General features: G+C 60.9%; 17 protein-coding genes. 11 read left to right on the forward strand and 6 right to left on the reverse strand.

The genetic code is table 11. The annotated features are described in order from the left end of the window. Positions 1–82 precede the first annotated feature (82 nt). From NA647_RS13015 to NA647_RS13035, 5 genes are all read right to left on the reverse strand, one after another. A complete protein-coding gene (locus tag NA647_RS13015; protein WP_256058053.1) occupies positions 83–982 on the reverse strand; it encodes a hydroxymethylglutaryl-CoA lyase in 900 nt (299 codons plus the stop codon). A gap of 126 nt (positions 983–1108) precedes the next feature. Then, positions 1109–3109 carry an acetyl/propionyl/methylcrotonyl-CoA carboxylase subunit alpha gene (locus NA647_RS13020; RefSeq protein WP_256058054.1) on the reverse strand — a complete coding sequence of 667 codons (2001 nt, stop codon included), beginning with the start codon at positions 3107–3109 and terminating at the stop codon, positions 1109–1111. 505 nt (positions 3110–3614) lie between these two features. Next, entirely contained in the window at positions 3615–4418 is an 804-nt protein-coding gene (locus NA647_RS13025) for a gamma-carboxygeranoyl-CoA hydratase (protein ID WP_256058055.1), read from the reverse strand. A 79-nt stretch (positions 4419–4497) separates the two neighbouring features. Beyond that, complete coding sequence (locus NA647_RS13030) at positions 4498–6105, reverse strand: carboxyl transferase domain-containing protein (protein ID WP_256058056.1); 1608 nt, start codon at positions 6103–6105, stop codon at positions 4498–4500. Positions 6106–6242: 137 nt separating this feature from the next. Beyond that, positions 6243–7406: an isovaleryl-CoA dehydrogenase gene (locus tag NA647_RS13035; protein ID WP_256058135.1), complete on the reverse strand. Its 1164-nt coding sequence runs from the start codon at positions 7404–7406 to the stop codon at positions 6243–6245. A gap of 240 nt (positions 7407–7646) precedes the next feature. On the opposite strand from NA647_RS13035, the gene NA647_RS13040 reads away from it, so the two are divergent. The 8 genes from NA647_RS13040 (at position 7647) to NA647_RS13075 (ending at position 16347) form a co-directional block, all read left to right on the forward strand. Beyond that, complete coding sequence (locus NA647_RS13040) at positions 7647–9326, forward strand: AMP-binding protein (RefSeq protein WP_256058057.1); 1680 nt, start codon at positions 7647–7649, stop codon at positions 9324–9326. 49 nt (positions 9327–9375) lie between these two features. After that, complete coding sequence (locus tag NA647_RS13045; protein ID WP_256058058.1) at positions 9376–9969, forward strand: peroxidase-related enzyme; 594 nt, start codon at positions 9376–9378, stop codon at positions 9967–9969. Positions 9970–10070: 101 nt separating this feature from the next. Next, on the forward strand, positions 10071–11333 hold the full coding sequence (locus tag NA647_RS13050) for an OprD family porin (protein WP_256058059.1): 1263 nt from the start codon (positions 10071–10073) through the stop codon (positions 11331–11333). Positions 11334–11581: 248 nt separating this feature from the next. Further along, a complete protein-coding gene (locus NA647_RS13055) occupies positions 11582–12355 on the forward strand; it encodes an ABC transporter ATP-binding protein (RefSeq protein ID WP_256058060.1) in 774 nt (257 codons plus the stop codon). Beyond that, a complete protein-coding gene (locus tag NA647_RS13060; RefSeq protein WP_256058061.1) occupies positions 12352–13068 on the forward strand; it encodes an ABC transporter ATP-binding protein in 717 nt (238 codons plus the stop codon). The genes NA647_RS13055 and NA647_RS13060 overlap by 4 nt, the downstream gene beginning before the upstream one ends. Before the next feature lie 94 nt (positions 13069–13162). Continuing rightward, positions 13163–14377 (forward strand): ABC transporter substrate-binding protein, encoded by a 1215-nt coding sequence (locus tag NA647_RS13065; RefSeq protein ID WP_256058062.1) that lies wholly within the window; start codon positions 13163–13165, stop codon positions 14375–14377. Positions 14378–14446: 69 nt separating this feature from the next. Then, the gene (locus tag NA647_RS13070; protein ID WP_256058063.1) at positions 14447–15334 is read left to right on the forward strand and encodes a branched-chain amino acid ABC transporter permease; all 888 of its coding nucleotides are present in this window, start codon (positions 14447–14449) and stop codon (positions 15332–15334) included. A gap of 2 nt (positions 15335–15336) precedes the next feature. Further along, positions 15337–16347, forward strand: a complete 1011-nt coding sequence (locus NA647_RS13075; RefSeq protein WP_131648622.1) for a branched-chain amino acid ABC transporter permease — start codon at positions 15337–15339, stop codon at positions 16345–16347. A gap of 684 nt (positions 16348–17031) precedes the next feature. On the opposite strand, the gene NA647_RS13080 is transcribed toward NA647_RS13075, so the two are convergent. After that, complete coding sequence (locus tag NA647_RS13080) at positions 17032–17808, reverse strand: enoyl-CoA hydratase (RefSeq protein ID WP_256058064.1); 777 nt, start codon at positions 17806–17808, stop codon at positions 17032–17034. A gap of 155 nt (positions 17809–17963) precedes the next feature. Between NA647_RS13080 and NA647_RS13085 the strand changes: the two genes are divergently transcribed. From NA647_RS13085 to NA647_RS13095, 3 genes are all read left to right on the forward strand, one after another. Beyond that, the gene (locus NA647_RS13085) at positions 17964–18854 is read left to right on the forward strand and encodes a LysR family transcriptional regulator (RefSeq protein ID WP_256058065.1); all 891 of its coding nucleotides are present in this window, start codon (positions 17964–17966) and stop codon (positions 18852–18854) included. Continuing rightward, positions 18851–19876, forward strand: a complete 1026-nt coding sequence (locus tag NA647_RS13090; protein ID WP_256058066.1) for an AraC family transcriptional regulator — start codon at positions 18851–18853, stop codon at positions 19874–19876. Before NA647_RS13085 ends, NA647_RS13090 begins: the two co-directional genes overlap by 4 nt. Positions 19877–20325: 449 nt before the next feature. After that, positions 20326–21093: an SDR family NAD(P)-dependent oxidoreductase gene (locus NA647_RS13095; RefSeq protein WP_256058067.1), complete on the forward strand. Its 768-nt coding sequence runs from the start codon at positions 20326–20328 to the stop codon at positions 21091–21093. Positions 21094–21099 lie beyond the last annotated feature (6 nt).

Raw genomic sequence — 21099 nt, forward strand, 5'->3', positions numbered from 1 at the left:
ACCTCGGGGCGAAACTCTTCTGCTCCAGGCGGACCTACGGTCCGCATCGCCGCGAGGGTGCGCCTCCTACACAAGTGCGGCGTCAGGTGCCGCTGCGAGCCCGTGCGACCCGCGAACCGTTGGGTCGCCCCAAGATGTCACTGATGCGTTGCCCCGCGGCGACCAGCGCATCCAGATCGATCCCCGTCTCGATGCCCAGGCCGTTAAGCATGTAGAGCACATCCTCGCTGGCAACGTTGCCACTGGCGCCCTTGGCATAAGGACAGCCGCCGAGCCCGGCGACCGAGCTGTCGAACACGCAGATGCCTTCCAGCAGACTGGCATAGATATTAGCCAGTGCCTGGCCGTAGGTATCGTGGAAATGCCCGGCGAGCTTGTCACGCGGCACTTCGCGGCTGACGGCCTCGATCAGCTGACGGGTTTTGCCCGGCGTGCCGGTGCCGATGGTGTCACCTAGCGAGACCTCGTAGCAGCCCATGGCGAATAATTCGCGAGCCACATGGGCGACGCGCTTCGGATCGATCTCGCCTTCGTAGGGGCAGCCCAGCACGCAGGACACATAACCGCGCACCTGAATGCCGTTTTCGCGCGCCGCCTCCATCAGCGGGACAAAGCGCGCCAAGCTCTCGTCGATGGAGCAATTAATGTTCTTTTGCGAAAACGCCTCGGACGCGGCGCCGAACACCGCGACTTCACGGACGCCAGCTTCGATGGCCGCTTCGAGGCCTTTGAGGTTCGGTGTCAGGGCCGCATAGGTCACGCCCGGACTCTGCCTGATCTGCGCAAAGACATCGGTCGAGCCGGCCATCTGCGGCACCCATTTGGGCGACACGAAACTGCCGACCTCGATGTAGTGCAGGCCAGCCGCGCTGAGATCGTCTACCAGCCGCACCTTGTCGGCGATGCTGATCGGCTGCTTCTCGTTCTGCAGGCCGTCGCGCGGGCCGACTTCGACTAGACGGACGTTTTTGGGCAGGGTCATAAAAGCTCCATTGGCGATGTCGCGTCTTGTTAGTTTTCTGGTGGGCTGAAGCCCACCCTACGCAGCTCCCATGTCCCGTAGGGTGGGCCGGGCGGCGCTCCGCTTCAGCTCACCGATTCGAATACGTCATGCGTCCTCCATCTCCAGCAATACCGTACCCTCGTTGACCATATCGCCTTCGGCACAGAACAGACTTTTGACCACGCCGGCCTGTTGGCTTCTGATGCTGTGCTCCATTTTCATCGCTTCCAGCACAATCAGCGCGGTGCCGGCCTCGACGTTTTGGCCCGGCTCGACCAGCACGCGCACGATGCTGCCGTTCATGGGCGCGGCCAGACCGCCGTGGTGCTGATGACTCGCCTCTGCTTCGGCGATGGGATCAAAGGCGGTCACGGCTTGCAGTTCACCGTTCCACTCCAGATACAACGTTTTGCCCTGGCGAATCGCTTTCGGACGACGCATGACCCCTGTAGGAGCGAGCTCGCTCGCGAAAGCAGATTCGGCGGACCTCGCGGTATCGGCTTCGCGAGCAAGGACTGAGGCGTCCCCCTCGCTCCTACGCAAAGCGGCTTGCGCCTCGCTCCCGACACGCACGGTCCGGCTCTCGCCATTGCACATCAGGTGCACACCGATTTGCGCCGGCATGCCGAAGCGCAGGCCGGTGCGGCCGGTCCATGGTGAATGTGCGTCATCGGCCCGGGCCCGGGCCGGCTCGGTCTGCACGAAGAGTTCGCCTGCCAGTTGCCAGAACTCATCGGCCAGCTCACCAGGTTTGCGCATCAGCTCGGTTTCGTGGCGCGGGATGAAACCGGTGTCCAGCTCGGCCGCCGCGAACGCGGGGTGGCTGATTACGCGACGTAGGAAGGCGAGGTTGGTACGCACGCCACCCACACAGGTTTCATCGAGCATGGCCAACAGGCGCAGGCGTGCTTCCTCGCGGTTTTCGCCCCAGGCGATCAGCTTGCCGAGCATCGGATCGTAGAAGGGTGAAACCGTATCGCCTTCGGCCACACCGCTGTCGACGCGACGGCCCGGGCCTGGTGCAGATTCACGGTACAGGTCGAGCGTGCCAGTGGCCGGAAGGAAGTCGTTATCCGGGTCTTCGGCATACAGCCGCACTTCGATGGCATGGCCGTTGAGCGGCACTTGATCTTGGGTAATCGGCAGCGGTTCGCCACGGGCGACGCGGATCTGCCAGGCCACCAGATCGAGACCGGTAATGGCTTCGGTGACAGGATGCTCAACCTGCAGACGGGTATTCATTTCCATGAAGAAGAACTCGCCCCGGGCGTCGAGCAGAAACTCCACCGTTCCGGCACCAACATAACCGATAGCTTGCGCGGCCTTGACTGCCGCTTCGCCCATGGCACGGCGCAATTCGGGAGAGAGGCCCGGTGCCGGCGCTTCCTCGACGACCTTCTGGTGGCGGCGCTGGATCGAACAGTCGCGCTCGTTGAGGTACAGGCAGTTGCCGTGCCTGTCGGCGAACACTTGGATTTCCACGTGGCGCGGCTTGAGCACGTACTTCTCGACCAGCATGCGCGAGTCGCCGAACGAGGACTGCGCCTCGCGCTGGGCCGATTGCAGCGCTTCGGCGAGATCCGCTTCACGCTCGACGACCTTCATGCCTTTGCCGCCGCCCCCCGCAGTGGCCTTGAGCAGAACCGGATAGCCGATCTGCTCTGCGGCGACGCGAAAAGTTTCCACATCCTGGGCTTCGCCGTGATAGCCGGGTACCAGCGGCACGCCAGCCTTATCCATCAGTGCCTTGGCGGCGGACTTGCTGCCCATGGCGTCAATGGCCGAGGCGGGCGGGCCGAGGAAGATCAGCCCGGCGTCTTCGATAGCGCGGGCGAAATCGGCGTTTTCGGAGAGGAAGCCATAGCCGGGATGAATCGCCTGAGCGCCGCTGGTCTTTGCTGCGGCGATCAGTTTGTCGATCTGAAGGTAGCTTTCCGCTGGCTTGGCGCCGCCGAGGTCAACGCGGATGTCGGCTTCACGGGCATGGCGTGCGTCGCGGTCGATGGCGCTGTGCACGGCGACGGTGGTCAGGCCCATGGCTTTGGCGGTGCGCATCACGCGGCAGGCTATTTCGCCGCGGTTGGCGACCAGGAGGGTGGTAATCATTGTTGTGGCTCCTGCGTGGCCTTGAGTACGTTTCCCCTCACCCTAGCCCTCTCCCCAAAGGGGCGAGGGGATGACGGAGTGAGGCGGGGCAATGGTGTGGTGTGACAGCCGTCAGCGCGTCTGGTTAATGTCCAAAAGCGGGTTCGGTCGATGGGCGTATCGGTGCTGCGGGCTGGTGCTGCAGCCCAATCGCTGCACGAAACAACCCCCTCGCCCCTTTGGGGAGAGGGCTGGGGAGAGGGGGTGGAGTCCCAGACGAACCCGAACACCAAGCATCCCTTAATCAGGCCGGTTTGCGCTTTTCCAAAAAGGCATTCAACCCTTATTGGCCTTCCAAGCTGAAGCGGATACGCGCAATAGCGTTTTCGGTGTAACGGCGCAGCGCTGCCATCGTTGCCGTCGCTGCGAGCTGACGTCACGGCCCAATCGCTGCACGAAACAACCCCCTCGCCCCCGTGGGGAGAGGGCTGGGGAGAGGGGGCAGACTTCCAGACGAGCCCGGACATCAAGCGTCCCCTAACCAGGCCGGTTTGCGCTTTTCGAGAAAGGCATTCAGCCCTTCCTGTCCTTCGGGGCTGACGCGGATGCGTGCAATGGCGTTTTCGGTATAACGACGCAGCGCCGGACTCAACGAAGCGCTGCTGGCCTCACGCATCAGGTCCTTGCTGGCGCGCATGGCCTGTGGACTATTGAGCAGCAGATTGCCGATCCAGCTATCAAGACCATCATCCAGTTCCGCCGTTGCATAGGTTTCGGACAACAAACCGAGCTCGCATGCGCGCTCGCCGCTGAAGCGCTCGCCGGTCATGGCATAACGGCGCGTGGCGCGTTCACCGATGGCCTTGACCACGAAGGGGCTGATCACTGCTGGTGCTAGGCCGATGCGCACTTCCGAAAGCGACAGCTGCGCGTCGTGAGCGCCGATGGCCATGTCGCAACAGGCGATCAAGCCGACTGCGCCGCCGAATGCTGCGCCTTGCACCACCGCCAGGGTCGGCAGTTTGAGGTGGTAGAGGCTGTACATCAGCTCGGCCAGTTCGCGGGCGTCGTTGAGGTTGGTCTGGAAATCCAGCTTGGCTGACTGCTGCATCCAGGCGAGGTCGGCGCCCGCCGAGAAATGCTTGCCGCGACCACGCAACAGCAGGAAGCGCAGGTCCTTGTTCGCCTGCACCTGATCAATGGCCAGCACTAGCTCGCGGATCATCTCGGCGTTGAAAGCGTTGTTCTTTTCCGGGCGATTCAGCCAGAGGGTGGCGAAACCCTTGGTGGAGTATTCGAGTTCAATGGTTTGAAAGGAAGACGTGTTCATATCAGGTTCCTGCAGCGAGGCCTACGGCCCTTTGCTGAAGGCGGGACGTCACGCCTCCAGCGTCGTTATCGGCTTTTTTCTACATGCGGAAGACACCAAAGCGGGTCGGCTCGATCGGTGCGTTGAGACTGGCGGATATGGCCAGGCCCAAGAGGTCTCGGGTCTGCGCCGGATCGATGACGCCGTCATCCCACAACCGCGCGCTGGAATAGTAGGGATGGCCCTGGCGCTCGTACTGTTCAAGAATCGGCTGCTTGAGCTGCGCTTCGTCGTCGTCGGAAAAGGATTGTCCGCTGCGTTCAGCTTGCTCGCGCTTGACTTGCACCAGTACGCCAGCGGCCTGTTCGCCGCCCATCACGCCGATGCGCGCGTTGGGCCACATCCACAGGAAGCGCGGATCGTAGGCGCGCCCGCACATGCCGTAGTTGCCGGCGCCGAAGCTACCGCCGATGACCACGGTGAATTTCGGCACCTGGGCGCAGGCCACCGCGGTGACCAGCTTGGCGCCGTGCTTGGCGATGCCGCCGGTTTCGTATTTCTGCCCAACCATGAAGCCGGTGATGTTCTGCAGGAACAGCAGCGGGATACCGCGCTGACAGGCCAGTTCGATGAAGTGCGCGCCTTTCTGTGCGGCCTCGGCGAAGAGGATGCCGTTGTTCGCCAGGATCGCGATGGGATAACCGTGCAACGTGGCGAAGCCGCAGACCAGCGTAGTACCGAACAGTGCCTTGAACTCATCGAATTCGCTGCCGTCGACTAGCCGCGCGATCACCTCGCGCACGTCATAGGGCTGCTTGGCTTGAGCTGGAATCACACCGTAGAGCTCGTTCGCGGCATACAACGGTGCTCTGGGCTGACGGGGCTGCACCGTGCCGAGCTTGCGCCAGTTAAGGTTGGCCACGCAGCGGCGGGCGATGGCCAGCGCATGCTCGTCGCTTTCGGCGTAATGGTCGGCCACGCCGGAGATCTTGCAATGCACGTCAGCGCCGCCGAGGTCCTCGGCGGTCACCACTTCGCCAGTAGCGGCTTTGACCAGGGGTGGGCCAGCGAGAAAAATCGTCGCTTGGTTGCGCACCATGATGGTCTCGTCGGCCATCGCCGGTACGTAGGCGCCGCCCGCGGTGCAGGAGCCCATCACCACGGCAAGTTGCGGGATGCCCATGGCGCTCATGTTGGCCTGGTTGAAAAAGATGCGTCCGAAGTGTTCACGGTCGGGGAATACCTCGTCCTGGCGCGGCAGGTTGGCGCCGCCGGAATCCACCAGATAGATGCACGGCAGACGGTTCTGCTGGGCGATGGTCTGGGCGCGCAGGTGTTTTTTCACGGTGAGCGGGTAGTAGCTGCCTCCTTTTACTGTCGCGTCGTTGGCGATGATCATGCATTCGACGCCTTCGACCCGGCCAATGCCGGCGACCACGCCAGCGGCGGCGACGTCTTCACCGTAGACCTCGTAAGCAGCCAACGGCGCGACCTCGAGAAAGGCCGAACCAGGGTCGAGGAGGGCGTTGATGCGGTCACGTACCAGCAGCTTGCCGCGTGCGACATGGCGTTGCTGGGCCTTTTCGCCGCCGCCTTCGCTGACCTTGCCGAGCAAGGCGCGCAGGTTTTCGACCTGTTCCAGCATCGCGTCGCGGTTGGCAGCGAATTCTGGCGAGCGGGAGTTGATCTGGGTGTTCAGGATGGCCATGTTCGGCTCCGGTTCAATCCGTGGGGTGGATGCGCTCGGTCCCGTAGGGTAGGCCGGGCGGCGTTCCGCTTCAGCCCACCGCCGTGCCGGAGGAAGGTGGGCTAAAGCCCACCTACCGAGTTCGCCTTCAGCGCCTTTTATTTGCTTTCGTTAAACAACTCACGCCCAATCAGCATGCGGCGGATTTCGCTGGTGCCAGCGCCGATTTCGTAGAGCTTGGCGTCGCGCAGCAAACGGCCGGTCGGAAACTCGTTGATGTAGCCGTTGCCGCCCAAAATCTGGATCGCCTGCAGCGCCATTTGAGTCGCCGCTTCGGCGGTGTAGAGGATGACGCCGGCGGCATCCTTGCGCGTGGTCTCACCGCGGTCGCAGGCCTGGGCCACGGTATAGAGGTAGGCGCGGCTGGCGTTGAGCTGGGTGTACATGTCGGCCACCTTGCCCTGGATGAACTGGAACTCGCCGATGCTCTGGCCAAACTGCTTGCGGTCATGGATGTAGGGCACCACCACGTCGAGGCAGGCCTGCATGATTCCGACAGGGCCACCGGCGAGTACCACGCGCTCATAATCCAGGCCGCTCATCAGCACCTTGACGCCGCCGTTCTCGACGCCCAGCACGTTCTCTTCCGGCACCTCGACGTCATCGAAGAACAGCTCACAGGTATTGGAGCCGCGCATGCCGAGCTTGTCGAACTTGTTGCCACGCGAGAAACCCTTCCAGTCGCGCTCGACGATGAAGGCGGTAATGCCGTGCGGACCCTTGTCCAGGTCAGTCTTGGCGTAGATCACATAGGTGTTGGCATCCGGGCCGTTGGTAATCCAGGTCTTGCTGCCGTTGAGCACGAAGCGGTCGCCTTTACGATCGGCGCGCAGCTTCATCGAAACCACGTCGGAGCCGGCGTTCGGCTCGCTCATGGCTAGTGCGCCGATATGCTCGCCTGAGACCAGTTTGGGCAGGTACTTCGCCTTCTGTTCCGGCGTGCCATTGCGGTTGATCTGGTTGACGCAGAGGTTGGAGTGCGCGCCGTATGACAGGCCGACCGAAGCCGAGCCACGGCTGATTTCCTCGAGCGCGATGACGTGCGCCAGATAACCCATTCCTGCGCCGCCGTATTCCTCGTCTATGGTGATACCGAGCAGGCCCATGTCGCCGAACTTGCGCCACATGTCGTCGGGGAACAGGTTGTCGCGGTCGATGGACTCGGCGCGCGGCGCCACTTCGTCGGCAACGAATCCGCGTACCTGATCGCGCAGCATGTCGACGGTTTCGCCAAGGGCAAAGTTGAGTCCGGAATAGTTCATGTCGCCACCTGCTGTCTTGTAATTGTTCGGGTCGATGGTGCCGCGCGCCGGGAGGAATGGGTTCACCGGACATTCGGCCCCGCTCTTACTGCTTCCGACACCCGTTTTAGCTGTAGGGTGCGGTGGGTTGTCACGCTGTTACCTTTACGTTAACGTAACCAATGCCCGGAATGACTGTCAACACTCCAGCCTCCGGGAAGGCAAGGCCTCATAACAAACATAAGACTGAGGAGTTCCGACATGAGTCTTCCGAGCTACACCTGCGGACCGCAGACCAAACCCCTATTGGCGATGACCATTGGTGCGGCGTTCGACCGGGCGGTCGAGCGGTTCTCCGACCGTGAGGCCTTGGTCGTGCGTCATCAGAACCTACGCTACACCTGGGCGCAGCTGGCCGAAGAGGTGGATCGCTGTGCTCGCGGTTTGCTGGCGCTCGGCCTTCAGCCTGGTGATCGGCTGGGCATCTGGTCGCCGAACAACGCACAGTGGTGCATCACCCAGTTCGCAACGGCCAAAGTGGGCGTGGTGCTGGTGAACATAAACCCGGCCTATCGCCTCAACGAACTCGAATACGCGCTCAAGCAATCCGGCTGCCGCTGGCTGATTTGCGCCGATGCCTTCAAGACGTCCGACTACCACGCGATGCTTCATGAGCTTCTACCTGAGCTCGAGCGCTCCGCGGTGGGCGCCTTGCAGAGCCATATGTTGCCGGAGCTGCGCGGCGTGATCAGCCTGTGCGACAAACCGGTGGATGGCATGCTGCTTTGGCAAAGCCTGATGGAGATGGCCGAAGGCGTCGGCCCCGACCAGCTGCGTCAATGCGGCGAGCAGCTGCAGTTCGATGATCCAATCAACATCCAGTACACCTCCGGCACCACGGGTTTTCCCAAAGGCGCCACGCTCAGCCACTACAACATTCTCAACAACGGCTACATGGTCGGTGAAAGCCTGAAGCTCACCGAGCACGACCGGCTGGTGATCCCGGTGCCGCTGTATCACTGCTTCGGCATGGTCATGGGCAACCTCGGCTGCGTGACCCACGGCACCACGATGATTTACCCGAGCGCGGCCTTTGAACCGCTCGCCGCCCTTCAAGCCGCAGCTGAAGAGAAAGCCACGGGCATGTACGGCGTGCCGACCATGTTCATCGCCATGCTCGATCATCCGGAGCGCCAATCGCTGGATCTGAGTCATCTGCGTACCGGGATCATGGCCGGCTCCACCTGCCCGATCGAGGTGATGAAGCGTGTCATCGACGACATGCACCTTAACGAAATGCAGATTGCCTACGGCATGACCGAGACCAGTCCGGTCTCGACCCAGACCGCGGCCGACGACGACCTGGAGCGTCGCGTCACCAGCGTTGGACGCACCCAGCCGCATCTGGAGAGCAAGGTGGTGGACGAGCACAACCGCATCGTCCCGCGCGGACAGATCGGCGAGCTTTGCACCCGCGGTTACAGCGTAATGCTGGGCTACTGGAACAACCCAGAAGCAACGGCTGGTGCCATCGACGGAGCGCGTTGGATGCATACCGGCGACCTGGCAATCATGGACGACGAGGGCTATCTCAAGATCGTCGGGCGCAACAAGGACATGATCATTCGTGGCGGTGAGAACGTGTACCCGCGCGAGGTCGAGGAGTTTCTCTTCACTCATCCGGCCGTCGCGGACGTTCAGGTGATCGGGGTACCGGACAAGACCTACGGCGAAGAGATCGTCGCCTGGGTCAAGCTGCATCCGGGGCATGAAGCCAGCCCGGATGATCTTCGCGATTTCTGCAAAGGCAAGATCGCGCATTTCAAGACTCCACGGCACTTCAAGTTCGTCGATGACTTCCCCATGACCATCAGCGGCAAGGTGCAGAAATTCCGTATGCGTGAAGTGAGCGTGGCCGAGCTCGGGCTCGCTGAACAATAAGAACTGCTGGCAGGCCCAGCCGCTGCATTTCCGGATAAGGAGTTAGCCGATGACTCAAGCTATCAGTCGCTTCCCGCTGGTCGACGACCTGGATGCACTGCCTGCCGATGTGCATGAGCGCATTCTGGCGGTGCAGGAAAAAGCAGGCTTCGTACCCAACGTCTTCGTGATGTTGGCCCATCGACCCGATGAATTTCGGGCGTTCTTCAGCTATCACGATGCATTGATGGAAAGGGAGTCCGACAGCCTGACCAAGGCGGAAAAGGAAATGATCGTGGTGGCCGTGAGCGCCGATCACGGCTGCCTGTATTGCGTGGTGGCCCATGGCGCGATCTTGCGCATCCTGGCGAAGGACGCGCTGATCGCCGATCAGGTTGCGGTCAACTATCGCACTGCGCCAATCAGTGAGCGTCAGCGGGTGATGCTCGACTTCGCGTTGCATCTGGCTGCGCATCGCGGCGTGCTGGATGACATTTGGCAGGCGCGTCTGGAAGAACTGGGCTTCACTCTGGATGACATTTGGGACATCGGTGCGATTGCCGCGCTGTTCGGTCTATCCAACCGCCTGGTGTCGATGGCGCGTACGCCGCCCAATGATGAATTCTATTTACTGGGCCGGGTGCCCAGAGCTGCCGCGGGCTGAGCGGCAGCATCGATTTACCGCAACGCGGTAAAGCCCGACCGGTCGGAGCGAGGCCGGTCGTAACAGCTGCATCAACCAAGACAATAACAAGAGAGATGACTATGCACCTGAAACCCCTAAGCCGTTTCTTCGTCTTCAGTAGCCTGGCGGCCACCGCGTTGGGCATGTCGACGACGGCATCAGCCGCGTTTTTCGACGACAGCAAAGCGGCTATCGAGCTGCGCAACTTCTACATGAACCGCGATTTTCGCACCGGCGCTGCGCCATCTAAGGCCGAGGAATGGGCCCAGGGCTTCATTCTGAAGTTCGAGTCCGGCTACACCGAGGGCCCTGTTGGGTTTGGCGTCGACGCTGTCGGCCTGCTGGGCGTCAAGCTCGATTCCAGCCCGGATCGCAGCAATACCGGTATTTTGTTACGGGATTCGTCTAATCAGCCTCAGGACGACTACGGGACCGCAGGTCTGACCGCCAAGGCGAAGATGTCCAGTACGACGCTACATGTTGGGACACTGCAACCGATCATTCCGGTAGTGATGCGCAACGACAGCCGCCTGTTGCCTAACATCTACCGTGGCGCCTGGCTGCAGAGCAGGGAAATCGATGGCCTTACTCTCGACCTGGGTATGCTCGACCGCACTAGCTATCGCGATTCTTCGAATTACGAAGAAATGACTGCGCTCACCAGCGGTGCGAGAAATATCGTTTTGGGCAGCACGGCGACCAGCGACGAATTCGTCTTTGCTGGTGGCCGTTACCAGTTCACTCCTGAGCTGACCGGCAGCTACTACTACGGCGGGCTGGATGGCATTTACGACCAGCACAACTTCAACGTCGTGCATGTATTGCCAATCGGTGAAAACCAGAGCTTCAAGACCGATCTGCGCTACGTTCGCTCCACCGACGACGGCGGCAGCAACGTCGACAATAATGCGTTCGGGGCGCTCTTCACCTACAAGATCGGTGGCCATGGCTTCACTGGCGGCTACCAGAAGATGAGTGGCGATACCGGTTTCGCCTACATCAGTGGTGGCGATAACTCGCTGATCAATCTTTTGCAGATCAATGACTTCGGTAACGAAGATGAGAAGTCATGGCAAGTCCGTTATGACTATGACTTCGCTGCCATGGGCATTCCCGGTTTGAGTCTGATGACCCGCTACGTGACCGGCGACAACGTCAATGTTGTCGACCGCGCCAGCGAAGGCAAGGAATGGGAACGCGACACTGACATCGCCTATGTGATTCAGAGCGGACCGATGAAGAACCTTGGCCTGAAAGTGCGCAACGCGACCGTACGCAGTAATTTCGGCAGCGATATAGACGAAACCCGGTTGATCCTGAGCTACACCATGGCGCTGTGGTAATAGCCCTGCGGTTGATTCAAATACCTCCTCGTTGATCGTTTTTACCGGGCTGTTGTGGCCCGGTTTTTTTCGGCTAACTTCAATGAGGATTCGCCGATGACGGGCAAAAAAAATCGGTTGTTCCGATCAATCGATCGTTTGAAATTGGAGCTTGCCTGCTGATCGAATCGATTGTTATCGTTTACGTAAAGGTCATCCAGCGACCTGCGCCATAACCAACAACAATAATCAAGGTTAGAGGGCATCTCATGGCACCAGAGTTCGTGCTGGAAACGCGCGGCTTAACCAAGGAATTTCGCGGTTTCACCGCAGTGGATTCCGTTGATCTTCGCGTTCAGAAGGGTCACATCCACGCGCTGATCGGCCCGAACGGCGCCGGCAAGACCACCGTCTTCAATCTCCTCACCAAATTCCTGAAGCCCACTCGCGGCGACATTCTCTATCGCGGCAAATCCATTACTGCCATGAAGGCCAACGAGATTGCCCGGCTCGGACTGGTGCGTTCGTTCCAGATTTCCGCGGTGTTCGGTCACATGACGGTGCTGGAGAACGTGCGAGTAGCGCTGCAGCAGAAGCTGGGCAACTCGTACCACTTCTGGAAATCCGAGCGAACGCTGCGCGATCTGGATGAGCGGGCCATGCAGCTACTGGCTGACGTGGATCTTCAATCCTTTGCCCAGACGCTCGCCATCGAGTTGCCCTACGGTCGCAAGCGCGCACTCGAACTGGCAACCACCTTGGCTCTGGACCCGGTCGTCCTGCTCCTTGATGAACCCACCCAGGGCATGGGTGGTGAGGACGTCGACATGGTCGTCGCGCTGGTGCGCCGCGCAGCCCAAAACCGCACTGTGCTGATGGTCGAACACAATCTCAGCGTGGTTAGCCGTCTTTGCGACCGCATCACGGTTTTGGCTCGTGGCGCCGTGCTGGCCGAGGGCGACTATGAAACCGTGTCGGCCAACCCTCTGGTACGCGAGGCTTACATGGGCAGCGAAGCCGCTGCAGAGGAGGCTCACGCATGACGCCTCTGGCCGATCGCGACCAGCTGCGGCTGGATGACCTGCATGCGTTTTATGGCGAGTCCCACATCCTTCATGGCGTCGACATGGTGGTCGGGCGGGGCGAGCTGGTCACATTGCTCGGGCGCAACGGTTCCGGTCGCAGCACCACCTTGCGCGCCATCATGAACATGGTCGGACGCCGCACCGGCTCGATCGTGGTCAACGGGAACGAAACCATCGGCATCCCCGCCCACCAGATTCCCCGGCTGGGTGTTGGCTATTGCCCGGAAGAGCGGGGCATCTTTTCCAGCCTGAGCGTCGAGGAAAACCTGTTGTTGCCGCCAACGGTACGCAGTGGCGGCATGGGACTGGACGAGCTGTACGAAATGTTCCCCAACCTCTATGAGCGCCGCTTCAGCCAGGGTACGCGATTGTCCGGTGGTGAACAGCAGATGCTGGCCATGGCGCGCATCCTGCGTACCGGCGCCAATCTGCTGTTGCTGGATGAAATCACCGAAGGCCTCGCGCCGGTGATCGTGCAGAAACTCGGCGAGGTGCTGATCAAGTTGAAGAAACGCGGGTTGACCATCGTTCTGGTGGAGCAGAATTTCCGTTTCGCGGCGCCACTGGCGGACCGTCATTACGTGATGGAACACGGTCAGATCATCGAAGAAATCAGCGCTGCCGAACTGGATTCGAAAAAGGAGTTTTTGAATAGCTGTCTGGGGGTCTGACGACCCTTTGTCAGGAGGTATGCCGGATTGAAGTGCGCGCCGGCGAGCTCATCAACGAAAGGCAAAACAACAAAAACAATCACAGTGAGTGACTATGAAAATCATCAAGAAAACCGCAGCCACCGTTCTGGTTTCGAGCATGATCACCGGTGCCGCCCAGGCGGAAATCAGCAACGACGAAATTCGCATCGGCTACCTTGCCGACATGTCCGGCACCTACCGCGACCTGTCCGGCCCGGGCGGTCTCGAAGCGCTGAAGATGGCCATCGAGGACTTCGGGGGCAGTGTCGATGGCAAGAAGATCGTTACCTTCAACGCCGATGATTTGAACAAGCCTGACGTGGGCGCCAACACCGTGCGCCAGTGGATCGATGAGCGCAACGTCGACATGGTGACCGGCATGGTGGCCAGCTCCGTGGTGCTGGCAGCCAGCAAGGTGGTGGAGCAGGGCGGCAAGCTCGCGCTGATCTCGGGGGCCGCCGCATCGAGCATCACCAACGAGTTCTGCTCGCCCAACCACATTCACTGGACCTACGACACCTTCGCGCTGGCAAACGGCACCGCCAACGCAGTACTCAAGGATGGCGGCAAGAGCTGGTTCATCCTGACCGCCGACTATGCGTTCGGTCATGCCATGGAAGCCGACATCAAGAAAGTCGTCGAGGCTGAGGGCGGCAGCGTGGTCGGCGCCGTTCGCCATCCGTTCCCGAGCAGCGATTTCTCGTCCTACATTCTGCAGGCACAGGGTTCCGGCGCCGATGTGGTCGCGCTGGCCAACGCAGGCGCTGATACCGTCAACTCGCTGAAAACCGCCAGCGAATTCGGCGTGACCCAATCCGGGCAGCGTCTGGCCGGCATGGTAGTGTTTCTCAACGACATTCACGCCATGGGGCTCGAAGTGACGCAGGGCCTGATGCTGACAACCGGCTGGTACTGGGACATGAACGAGGAGACCCGCGCCTGGGCCAAGCGCTACGAAGAGCGCATGGGCAGCATGCCGACCATGGTGCATGCCGGCATCTACTCGGCGACCACCCATTACCTGAACGCAGTGAAAGAGACGGGCAGCGACGACACCGAAACCGTTCGCGCGCAGATGGCCAAGACGCCGGTCAACGACATGTTCGCCAAGAACGGCACCATCCGCGAGGACGGTCGCATGGTCCACGACATGTACCTGGTAAAGGTCAAGACACCGGCCGAATCCAAGGGCGAATGGGACCTCTACGAGATCGTTAGCACCATCCCAGGCGACGTCGCATTCCGCCCGCTCTCCGAAAGTCAGTGCAAGCTGGTTACCAAGAACTGACCGGCCTGACCCGAGCCATCCCCGGCCGCTGATGGCCGGGGCGTCACGGACTTTTCTGGGTAGTGAATCATGACTCTCGTTTTCGGCGTTCCCCTGAGTGTGTTGTTCGGGCAGTTGCTGCTCGGCCTGATCAACGGGTCGTTCTATGCGCTGCTGAGCCTTGGTCTGGCGATCATCTTCGGCTTGCTGCGCATCATCAACTTCGCTCACGGCGCGCAATACATGCTGGGCGCCTTCGCGGCATTCCTCGGGCTGAACTACCTGGGCATCAATTATTGGGCAGCGCTGCTGCTGGCGCCGCTACTGATCGGTTTGCTGGGAATGGGGATCGAGCGCGGCCTGCTACGGCGCATCGCCGGTGAAGATCACTTGTATGGCCTGTTGCTGACGTTCGGCCTGGCGCTGATCGTCGAAGGCAGCTTCGTCAAACTTTTCGGCGTGTCGGGTTCGTCATATCCGATGCCTGAAATGCTCAAGGGCGGACATAACCTGGGCTTCATGTTCCTGCCGACCTACCGCGGCTGGGTCATCGTCGCCGCGCTGACGGTGTGCTTCGCCACCTGGTACATGATCGAACGGACCCGCCTGGGCTCCTATCTGCGCGCCGGTACGGAAAACCCAAAGTTGATGCAGGCGTTCGGCATCAACGTGCCGTTGCTGGTAACCCTGACCTACGGCTACGGCGTGGCGCTGGCGGCCTTCGCCGGCGTGCTGGCCGCGCCGATCTATGCGGTCACGCCTGGTATGGGCTCGAACCTGCTGATCGTGGTGTTCGCGGTGGTAGTGATTGGTGGCATGGGCTCGATCATGGGCGCAATCATTACCGGCCTCGCGATGGGGCTGATCGAGGGCTTGACCAAGGTGTTCTACCCAGAGGCGGCAAACACGGTGATCTTCGTGATCATGGTTCTGGTCCTGCTTGTTCGTCCGGCAGGCCTGTTTGGTAAGGAGGCATGAACATGTCGACTCAGGAAAGCGTTCAAGCGTCTCCGATGACCATCCGGGCAAATGCCGAACGCGAGCGTCGCCGTGCTGCCCGGCGGCGCCAGAACATTTTCTATCTGGTCCTGCTGGGGGTGGCGCTGGTCGCGCCGATGATGGTCTACCCCGTGTTTCTGATGAAGTTCTTGTGCTTCGCACTGTTTGCCTGTGCCTTCAACCTGCTGCTGGGGTATGCCGGGTTGCTGTCCTTTGGCCACGCGGCCTTTTTCGCATGTGGCGGTTATATCACCGGCTACATGCTCAGCACCTACAGCGGCCTTAGCACGGAACTCGGCATCCTGGTCGGAACTCTGGCGTCTACGGTGCTAGGCGTGATCTTCGGGCTGCTGGCGATTCGCAGACAGGGCATCTATTTCGCAATGATCACTCTGGCGCTGGCGCAGATGGTCTTCTTCGTCTTCGTCCAGGCGCCGTTCACCGGCGGTGAAAACGGTATGCAGGGGGTTCCGCGTGGACATCTGTTTGGGCTGTTCGATATGCAAAACAACATGTCCCTGTATTACTTCGTGCTGGCGGTGTTCGTACTTGGCTTCGCGATCATCCAACGCACCATTCATTCGCCCTATGGACAGGTGCTTAAGGCGATCCGCGAGAACGAGCCGCGGGCGGTGTCGTTGGGCTACAACGTCGACGCGCACAAGCTACTCGCGTTCGTTATCTCCGCTGCGCTGACTGGGCTCGCCGGATCGACCAAGACGGTGGTGTTCCAGCTCGCCTCCTTGACCGATGCGCACTGGCACATGTCTGGCGAAGTGATCCTGATGACGCTGCTGGGCGGGGTTGGCACGCTACTCGGGCCGATAGTCGGAGCGACCGTTGTGGTGACGCTGCAAAGCTCGCTATCCAGCGGCCCGCTGGGCGAGTGGGTGCATGTGATTCTGGGCGTGATCTTCGTACTGTGCGTGCTGCTGTTCCGCTCCGGCATCGTGGGCTGGTTGGAAAAGCTGATCAAGCGCAACTTCAAATAGCGGACACAGAACGTCGCGCTTGCATTTCGACGGGGACGACCACCTGTATGGCCGAACTTGTTCGGCCGCGTTGGCGCTTGCGGGGTCATCGGCCGAATAAATTCGGCCCTACGGATGGGTTTGGGATGCGATGTCGGTGTTGCTGAACGGTTGGTTCCGCTCTACGTGAGAACCCAGCCTGGACACGCAGGAAACCATCACCTGTAGGGCCGAACTTGTTCGGCCGTGTTGGGCTGTTGCGGGGTCATCGGCCGAATAAATTCGGCCCTACGGATGGGTTTGGGATGCGATGTCGGTGTTGCTGAACGGTTGGTTCCGCTCTGCGTGGGAACCCTGCCTGGACGCGCAGGAAATCATCACCCGTAGGGCCGAACTTGTTCGGCCGCGTTGGCGCTTGCGGGGCCATCGGCCGAATAAATTCGGCCCTACGGATGGGTTTGGGATGCGATGTCGGTGTTGCTGAACGGTTGGTTCCGCTCTGCGTGGGAACCCTGCCTGGACGCGCAGGAAATCACCACCCGTAGGGCCGAACTTGTTCGGCCGTGTTAGGCGGTTGCAGGGCATTGGCCGAATAAATTCGGCCCTACAGAATGGTTTGAGACGCGATGTTGGGCGTTGATGAATGCCAGCACTCGGCGCGAAGCTGTTGTCAGCTCGAAGCCCATATCCGCGAGTCCGAGTTACTTAGGCGTTCTGCCATTTGGCGCTGCGCTTTTCCAGGAAGGCATTGACGCCTTCCTTCTGGTCCTGCGTATCGAACAGCTCGGCAAACAACTCGCGCTCAGCGGGCCAGCCGGCGGATTGCGGCGCCTGCCGTGCGTTCATCACCAAACGCTTGCAGCGGCTGACTGAGGAGGGGCTTTGTGCGCTGACGCCTTCGGCAAGCTTGAGCGCGACCTCCAGCGACTGTCCACGCGGCACCACTTCTTCGACCAGACCGATCTTTTCTGCCTTCTGAGCGCCGATGCGCTCACCACAGAGGATCATCCGCTTGGCCCAACCTTCACCAACCAGCCAGGGCAGGTTCTGCGTCCCGCCGGCGCAGGGCAGCAGTCCTACTTTGGCTTCCGGTAGCGCCATTTGCGCGTGTTCCTCGGCGATACGGATATCGCACGCCAGCGCACATTCCAGCCCACCGCCCATGGCATAGCCATTGATGGCGGCGATGGAAACACCACGAAAATGGCTCAGCGCTTCGAAGGCGCGCCCGAACAGCGCGGCGACTTCTTGAGCACTCTGCTTGTCCCCATCCGCAAACTGGTTGAGATCGGCACCCGCAGAAAAGAACTTCTCGCCCTGGCCGGTAATCACCAGCGCGTACACGTTCGGATCATCGTTGAGTTGTCCGATCATCTGTTCCAGAGCGGCCAGCGATTCCCGATCCCAGGTATTCGCCGGTGGGTTGGCAATGGTTAACAAGGCCGTGTGGTCGCGCATTTCGAGCTGAATCTTCTGGCTCATGTCGGTTCCTTCTTGTCGGAATTGTCGTTAGGCGAAACAGCGTTCGATGAACGAGCCTAGCAGCGTAAAAATAGTAAACCCATGGTGCGAAATGCAGAGGTATTCTGTGTTTTTGCACAAGTTGGCACGCTCAAGCCAAATGGATGGAGCCTGAAGTGGATTGGGACAACCTGCGTTTCTTTCTCGAACTCTCCCGGGCGGGCAAGCTGACCGTCGCCGCGCGACGCCTGGCAGTCGATCACACGACGGTGGCGCGACGCGTGCAGGCACTGGAGAAAACCCTGGACCGGCAACTGTTCATTCGCGCCAAGGCGGGCTATCGCCTGTCCGAAGCCGGTCGCGAATTGTTGGTGCAAGCCGAGGCCATGGAAAGCGCCATTACCTCGATCGAACAACCGAGCCTGAGCGCCGACAAGCTCTCCGGCCAGGTGCGCATCGGCGCCACCGAAGGCTACGGCACTGTGATGCTGGCCGGTCAGCTGGCCAATCTGACCCGCGACTATCCGCACCTTGGCGTGGACTTGCTGGCGGTTCCGCGTTCGGTGCGATTGGCGCGGCATGAGGCGGATATCGTCGTCACGCTGGAGCGCCCGGAGCGCGGCCCCTATGTGATCACCAAACTGACCGATTACGTGTTGCGGCTCTACGCTTCGGAGACTTATCTTGCGCAGCACCCACCGATCCGCAATCGGGATGATCTGAGCAACCACGTTTTCGTCAGCTATATCGAGGACCTGCTCTATAGCAAAGAGCTGAACTTTCTCGATGAGATCATGCGGCCGCGCCAGCACTCGCTGCGCAGCACCAGCATTCTTGCGCAGCAGGAAGCCGTTGCTGCCGGCGCTGGGCTGGCGATCCTGCCGGCGTTTGCCGCCCGCAAGGAACCCTTGTTGAAAGAGGTTCTGGTCGAGGAGATCGAGTTCACCCGCACCTTCTGGATGCTGATGCCGGTTGAAAACAAGGACCTGGCGCGGATGCGCGTGTGCTGGGATTTCCTTCGTGAGGTCGCCGCCAGCAGCCAGGATCAGATGATGGGGCGAGCATGATGCGCGAGGACAAGGGCACCATTTCCGTACGGCTGGTGGAAGAAGCGCTGCAGGCCTTCATGACGCCAACGCAGACGGCCACTGTGCTGCTGCAAGCTCTGGATGTTTCACCGATCGACCTCGATGACCCGGCGGCGCGGATCGATGTGGTCGAGTACAGCAAGCTATGGCGCCGTCTGGCGCGGCGTTTCGATGACGAGTTCTTCGGCATGGATTCACGGCGGATGCGTACGGGCAGCTTTGCCTTCGTTGCACGTGCGGCCATGGCACAGCCGACGCTCGACGGTGCGCTGCGGCTGGCGCTGGATTTTTTCGGCCTGACCTTCGAACATTTTCACGGCAAGCTGCACCGCAGCGAGAGCCTGGCTGAAGTCGTACTGCTGGAGCATGCGGATTCACCGCCACCAAGGGCGTTCACTTACTTCACGTTCTGGATGTTGGTGCACGGCCTGGCGTGCTGGCTGATCGGGCGGCGCATCCCGCTGTTGGCCGTGGAACTGCGCTGCGCCGAACCAGCCTATACCGATGATTATCGGGTGATGTTCTCAGACAACCTGCGCTTCGCCCGACCCAGCACTCGGATCATTTTTGCCGCCGAGATGCTGGACCTGCCAGTGCGACGCAGCGAGCAGGAACTGCACGACTTTCTGACTCATGTCCCGGCCAACATTCTGGTCAAATACCGCGACACCACCAGCCTCGCCAGCCGCATCAAGGCACAGCTGCGCGAGCTGCCGGCGGATCGATGGCCGACCAGCGAACTGCTCGCGCAAACGCTGTGCGTCTCACCCTCGACGTTGCGTCGGCGACTGGCCGAAGCCGGAATGCCCTACCAGGCGATCAAGGATCTGGTACGTCAGGAGATGGCCACGCTGTGGTTGGCAGACGCCGGTATCACCTACGCCGAAATCGCCGAGCGCCTCGGTTTCGCCGATGTCAGCTCCTTCTACAAGGCGTTCCGCAAGTGGACCGGCACCAATCCGGGCCAGTATCGTGGATTGATCCTCAGCGCCGATGAATAGGCCAAGCGTGTTCCTTCAAAAGCGAGGAGCGCCGCGCTCCAGACGCATAAGCTGCAGGCCCAGCCAAGCGAGATCGGCAAGTTCGTCGGATTAGATCTGATGGCGCTCCAACCACCCTTGTTTTGAGGCAACCAGCGCTGCCGCTGCCCTCGGTCTCGTCGTCAAAGCCTGCTCGATACGTCCGGCTACTGGCTTCCTCGCCCCGTTGGGGAGAGTGCTGGGGTGAGGCGAACAAGGCTGAGCCATCTAGCGGCCCAAACTGATAGTACGGAAGCGTAGCCTTGCTATGGATGTCGGCTACGCCGCGCCGTGCAGGTTATTTGGCCAAAACAGTCATCGCGATTGCGTGCAACGACCATTGTCCGGGTAAACCGGTCTGAAGAAGATGGAACCAGCGAGATCCGGCAGCGCGTCTGCAGCGATCCCTAACATTTTCGTGAGGTCATGCTGTGAACATTCAAGACAAGGTTTTTCTGATCACCGGCGGCGCTTCCGGTCTGGGTGCGGCAGCTGCCGAAGCGCTGATCGCCGCGGGCGCGAAGGTCGTGCTGGCGGATATCAACGCCGAGCTGTTGAACGAGCGCAGCGAAGCGCTGGGCGCAAGCGCTCACGGTGTGGTCACCAACGTGTGTGACGAGGCCGCGGCGCAGGCGGCAGTGAATGCGGCGGTAGAACATTTCGGCGGCCTGCATGGGTTGGTCAACTGCGCCGGCGTTGCAAGCGGCGAAAAGGTTCTCGGTCGCCAGGGCCCGCACGGGCTGGAGAGTTTCAGCCGGGTCATCGGCCTCAACCTGATCGGCAGTTTCAACATGCTGCGCCTGGCCGCTGAGGCAATGTCGCGCGGTGAGCCGGATGTGCAAGGCAATCGAGGTGTGATCATTAACACGGCTTCCATTGCCGCCTACGACGGACAGATCGGCCAAGCCGCTTATGCCGCATCCAAGGGCGGCGTAGTCGCCATGACGCTGCCGGCCGCACGCGAACTGGCGCGTCACGGCATTCGCGTGATGACCATCGCACCGGGCGTGTTCGAGACGCCGATGATGGCCGCCATGACCCAGGAAGTACGCGACTCGTTGGCAGCCGGAGTGCCGTTCCCGCCGCGTCTGGGGCGAGCGAATGAGTACGCGGCGCTGGTGCGCCACATCATCGAGAACGACATGCTCAACGGCGAAGTGATCCGCCTCGACGGCGCGCTGCGCATGGCCGCCAAATAATCGGGA

It is taken from the genome of Stutzerimonas stutzeri (assembly GCF_024448985.1).
GTDB lineage: Bacteria > Pseudomonadota > Gammaproteobacteria > Pseudomonadales > Pseudomonadaceae > Stutzerimonas > Stutzerimonas stutzeri_AP.

Excerpts from the sequence above, each read along its gene's own strand:
- NA647_RS13015 (WP_256058053.1), bottom strand. The coding sequence starts at position 982 with ATGACCCTGCCCAAAAACGTCCGTCTAGTCGAAGTCGGCCCGCGCGAC.
- NA647_RS13020 (WP_256058054.1), bottom strand. The coding sequence starts at position 3,109 with ATGATTACCACCCTCCTGGTCGCCAACCGCGGCGAAATAGCCTGCCGC.
- NA647_RS13025 (WP_256058055.1), bottom strand. The coding sequence starts at position 4,418 with ATGAACACGTCTTCCTTTCAAACCATTGAACTCGAATACTCCACCAAG.
- NA647_RS13030 (WP_256058056.1), bottom strand. The coding sequence starts at position 6,105 with ATGGCCATCCTGAACACCCAGATCAACTCCCGCTCGCCAGAATTCGCT.
- NA647_RS13035 (WP_256058135.1), bottom strand. The coding sequence starts at position 7,406 with ATGAACTATTCCGGACTCAACTTTGCCCTTGGCGAAACCGTCGACATG.
- NA647_RS13040 (WP_256058057.1), top strand. The coding sequence starts at position 7,647 with ATGAGTCTTCCGAGCTACACCTGCGGACCGCAGACCAAACCCCTATTG.
- NA647_RS13045 (WP_256058058.1), top strand. The coding sequence starts at position 9,376 with ATGACTCAAGCTATCAGTCGCTTCCCGCTGGTCGACGACCTGGATGCA.
- NA647_RS13050 (WP_256058059.1), top strand. The coding sequence starts at position 10,071 with ATGCACCTGAAACCCCTAAGCCGTTTCTTCGTCTTCAGTAGCCTGGCG.
- NA647_RS13055 (WP_256058060.1), top strand. The coding sequence starts at position 11,582 with ATGGCACCAGAGTTCGTGCTGGAAACGCGCGGCTTAACCAAGGAATTT.
- NA647_RS13060 (WP_256058061.1), top strand. The coding sequence starts at position 12,352 with ATGACGCCTCTGGCCGATCGCGACCAGCTGCGGCTGGATGACCTGCAT.
- NA647_RS13065 (WP_256058062.1), top strand. The coding sequence starts at position 13,163 with ATGAAAATCATCAAGAAAACCGCAGCCACCGTTCTGGTTTCGAGCATG.
- NA647_RS13070 (WP_256058063.1), top strand. The coding sequence starts at position 14,447 with ATGACTCTCGTTTTCGGCGTTCCCCTGAGTGTGTTGTTCGGGCAGTTG.
- NA647_RS13075 (WP_131648622.1), top strand. The coding sequence starts at position 15,337 with ATGTCGACTCAGGAAAGCGTTCAAGCGTCTCCGATGACCATCCGGGCA.
- NA647_RS13080 (WP_256058064.1), bottom strand. The coding sequence starts at position 17,808 with ATGAGCCAGAAGATTCAGCTCGAAATGCGCGACCACACGGCCTTGTTA.
- NA647_RS13090 (WP_256058066.1), top strand. The coding sequence starts at position 18,851 with ATGATGCGCGAGGACAAGGGCACCATTTCCGTACGGCTGGTGGAAGAA.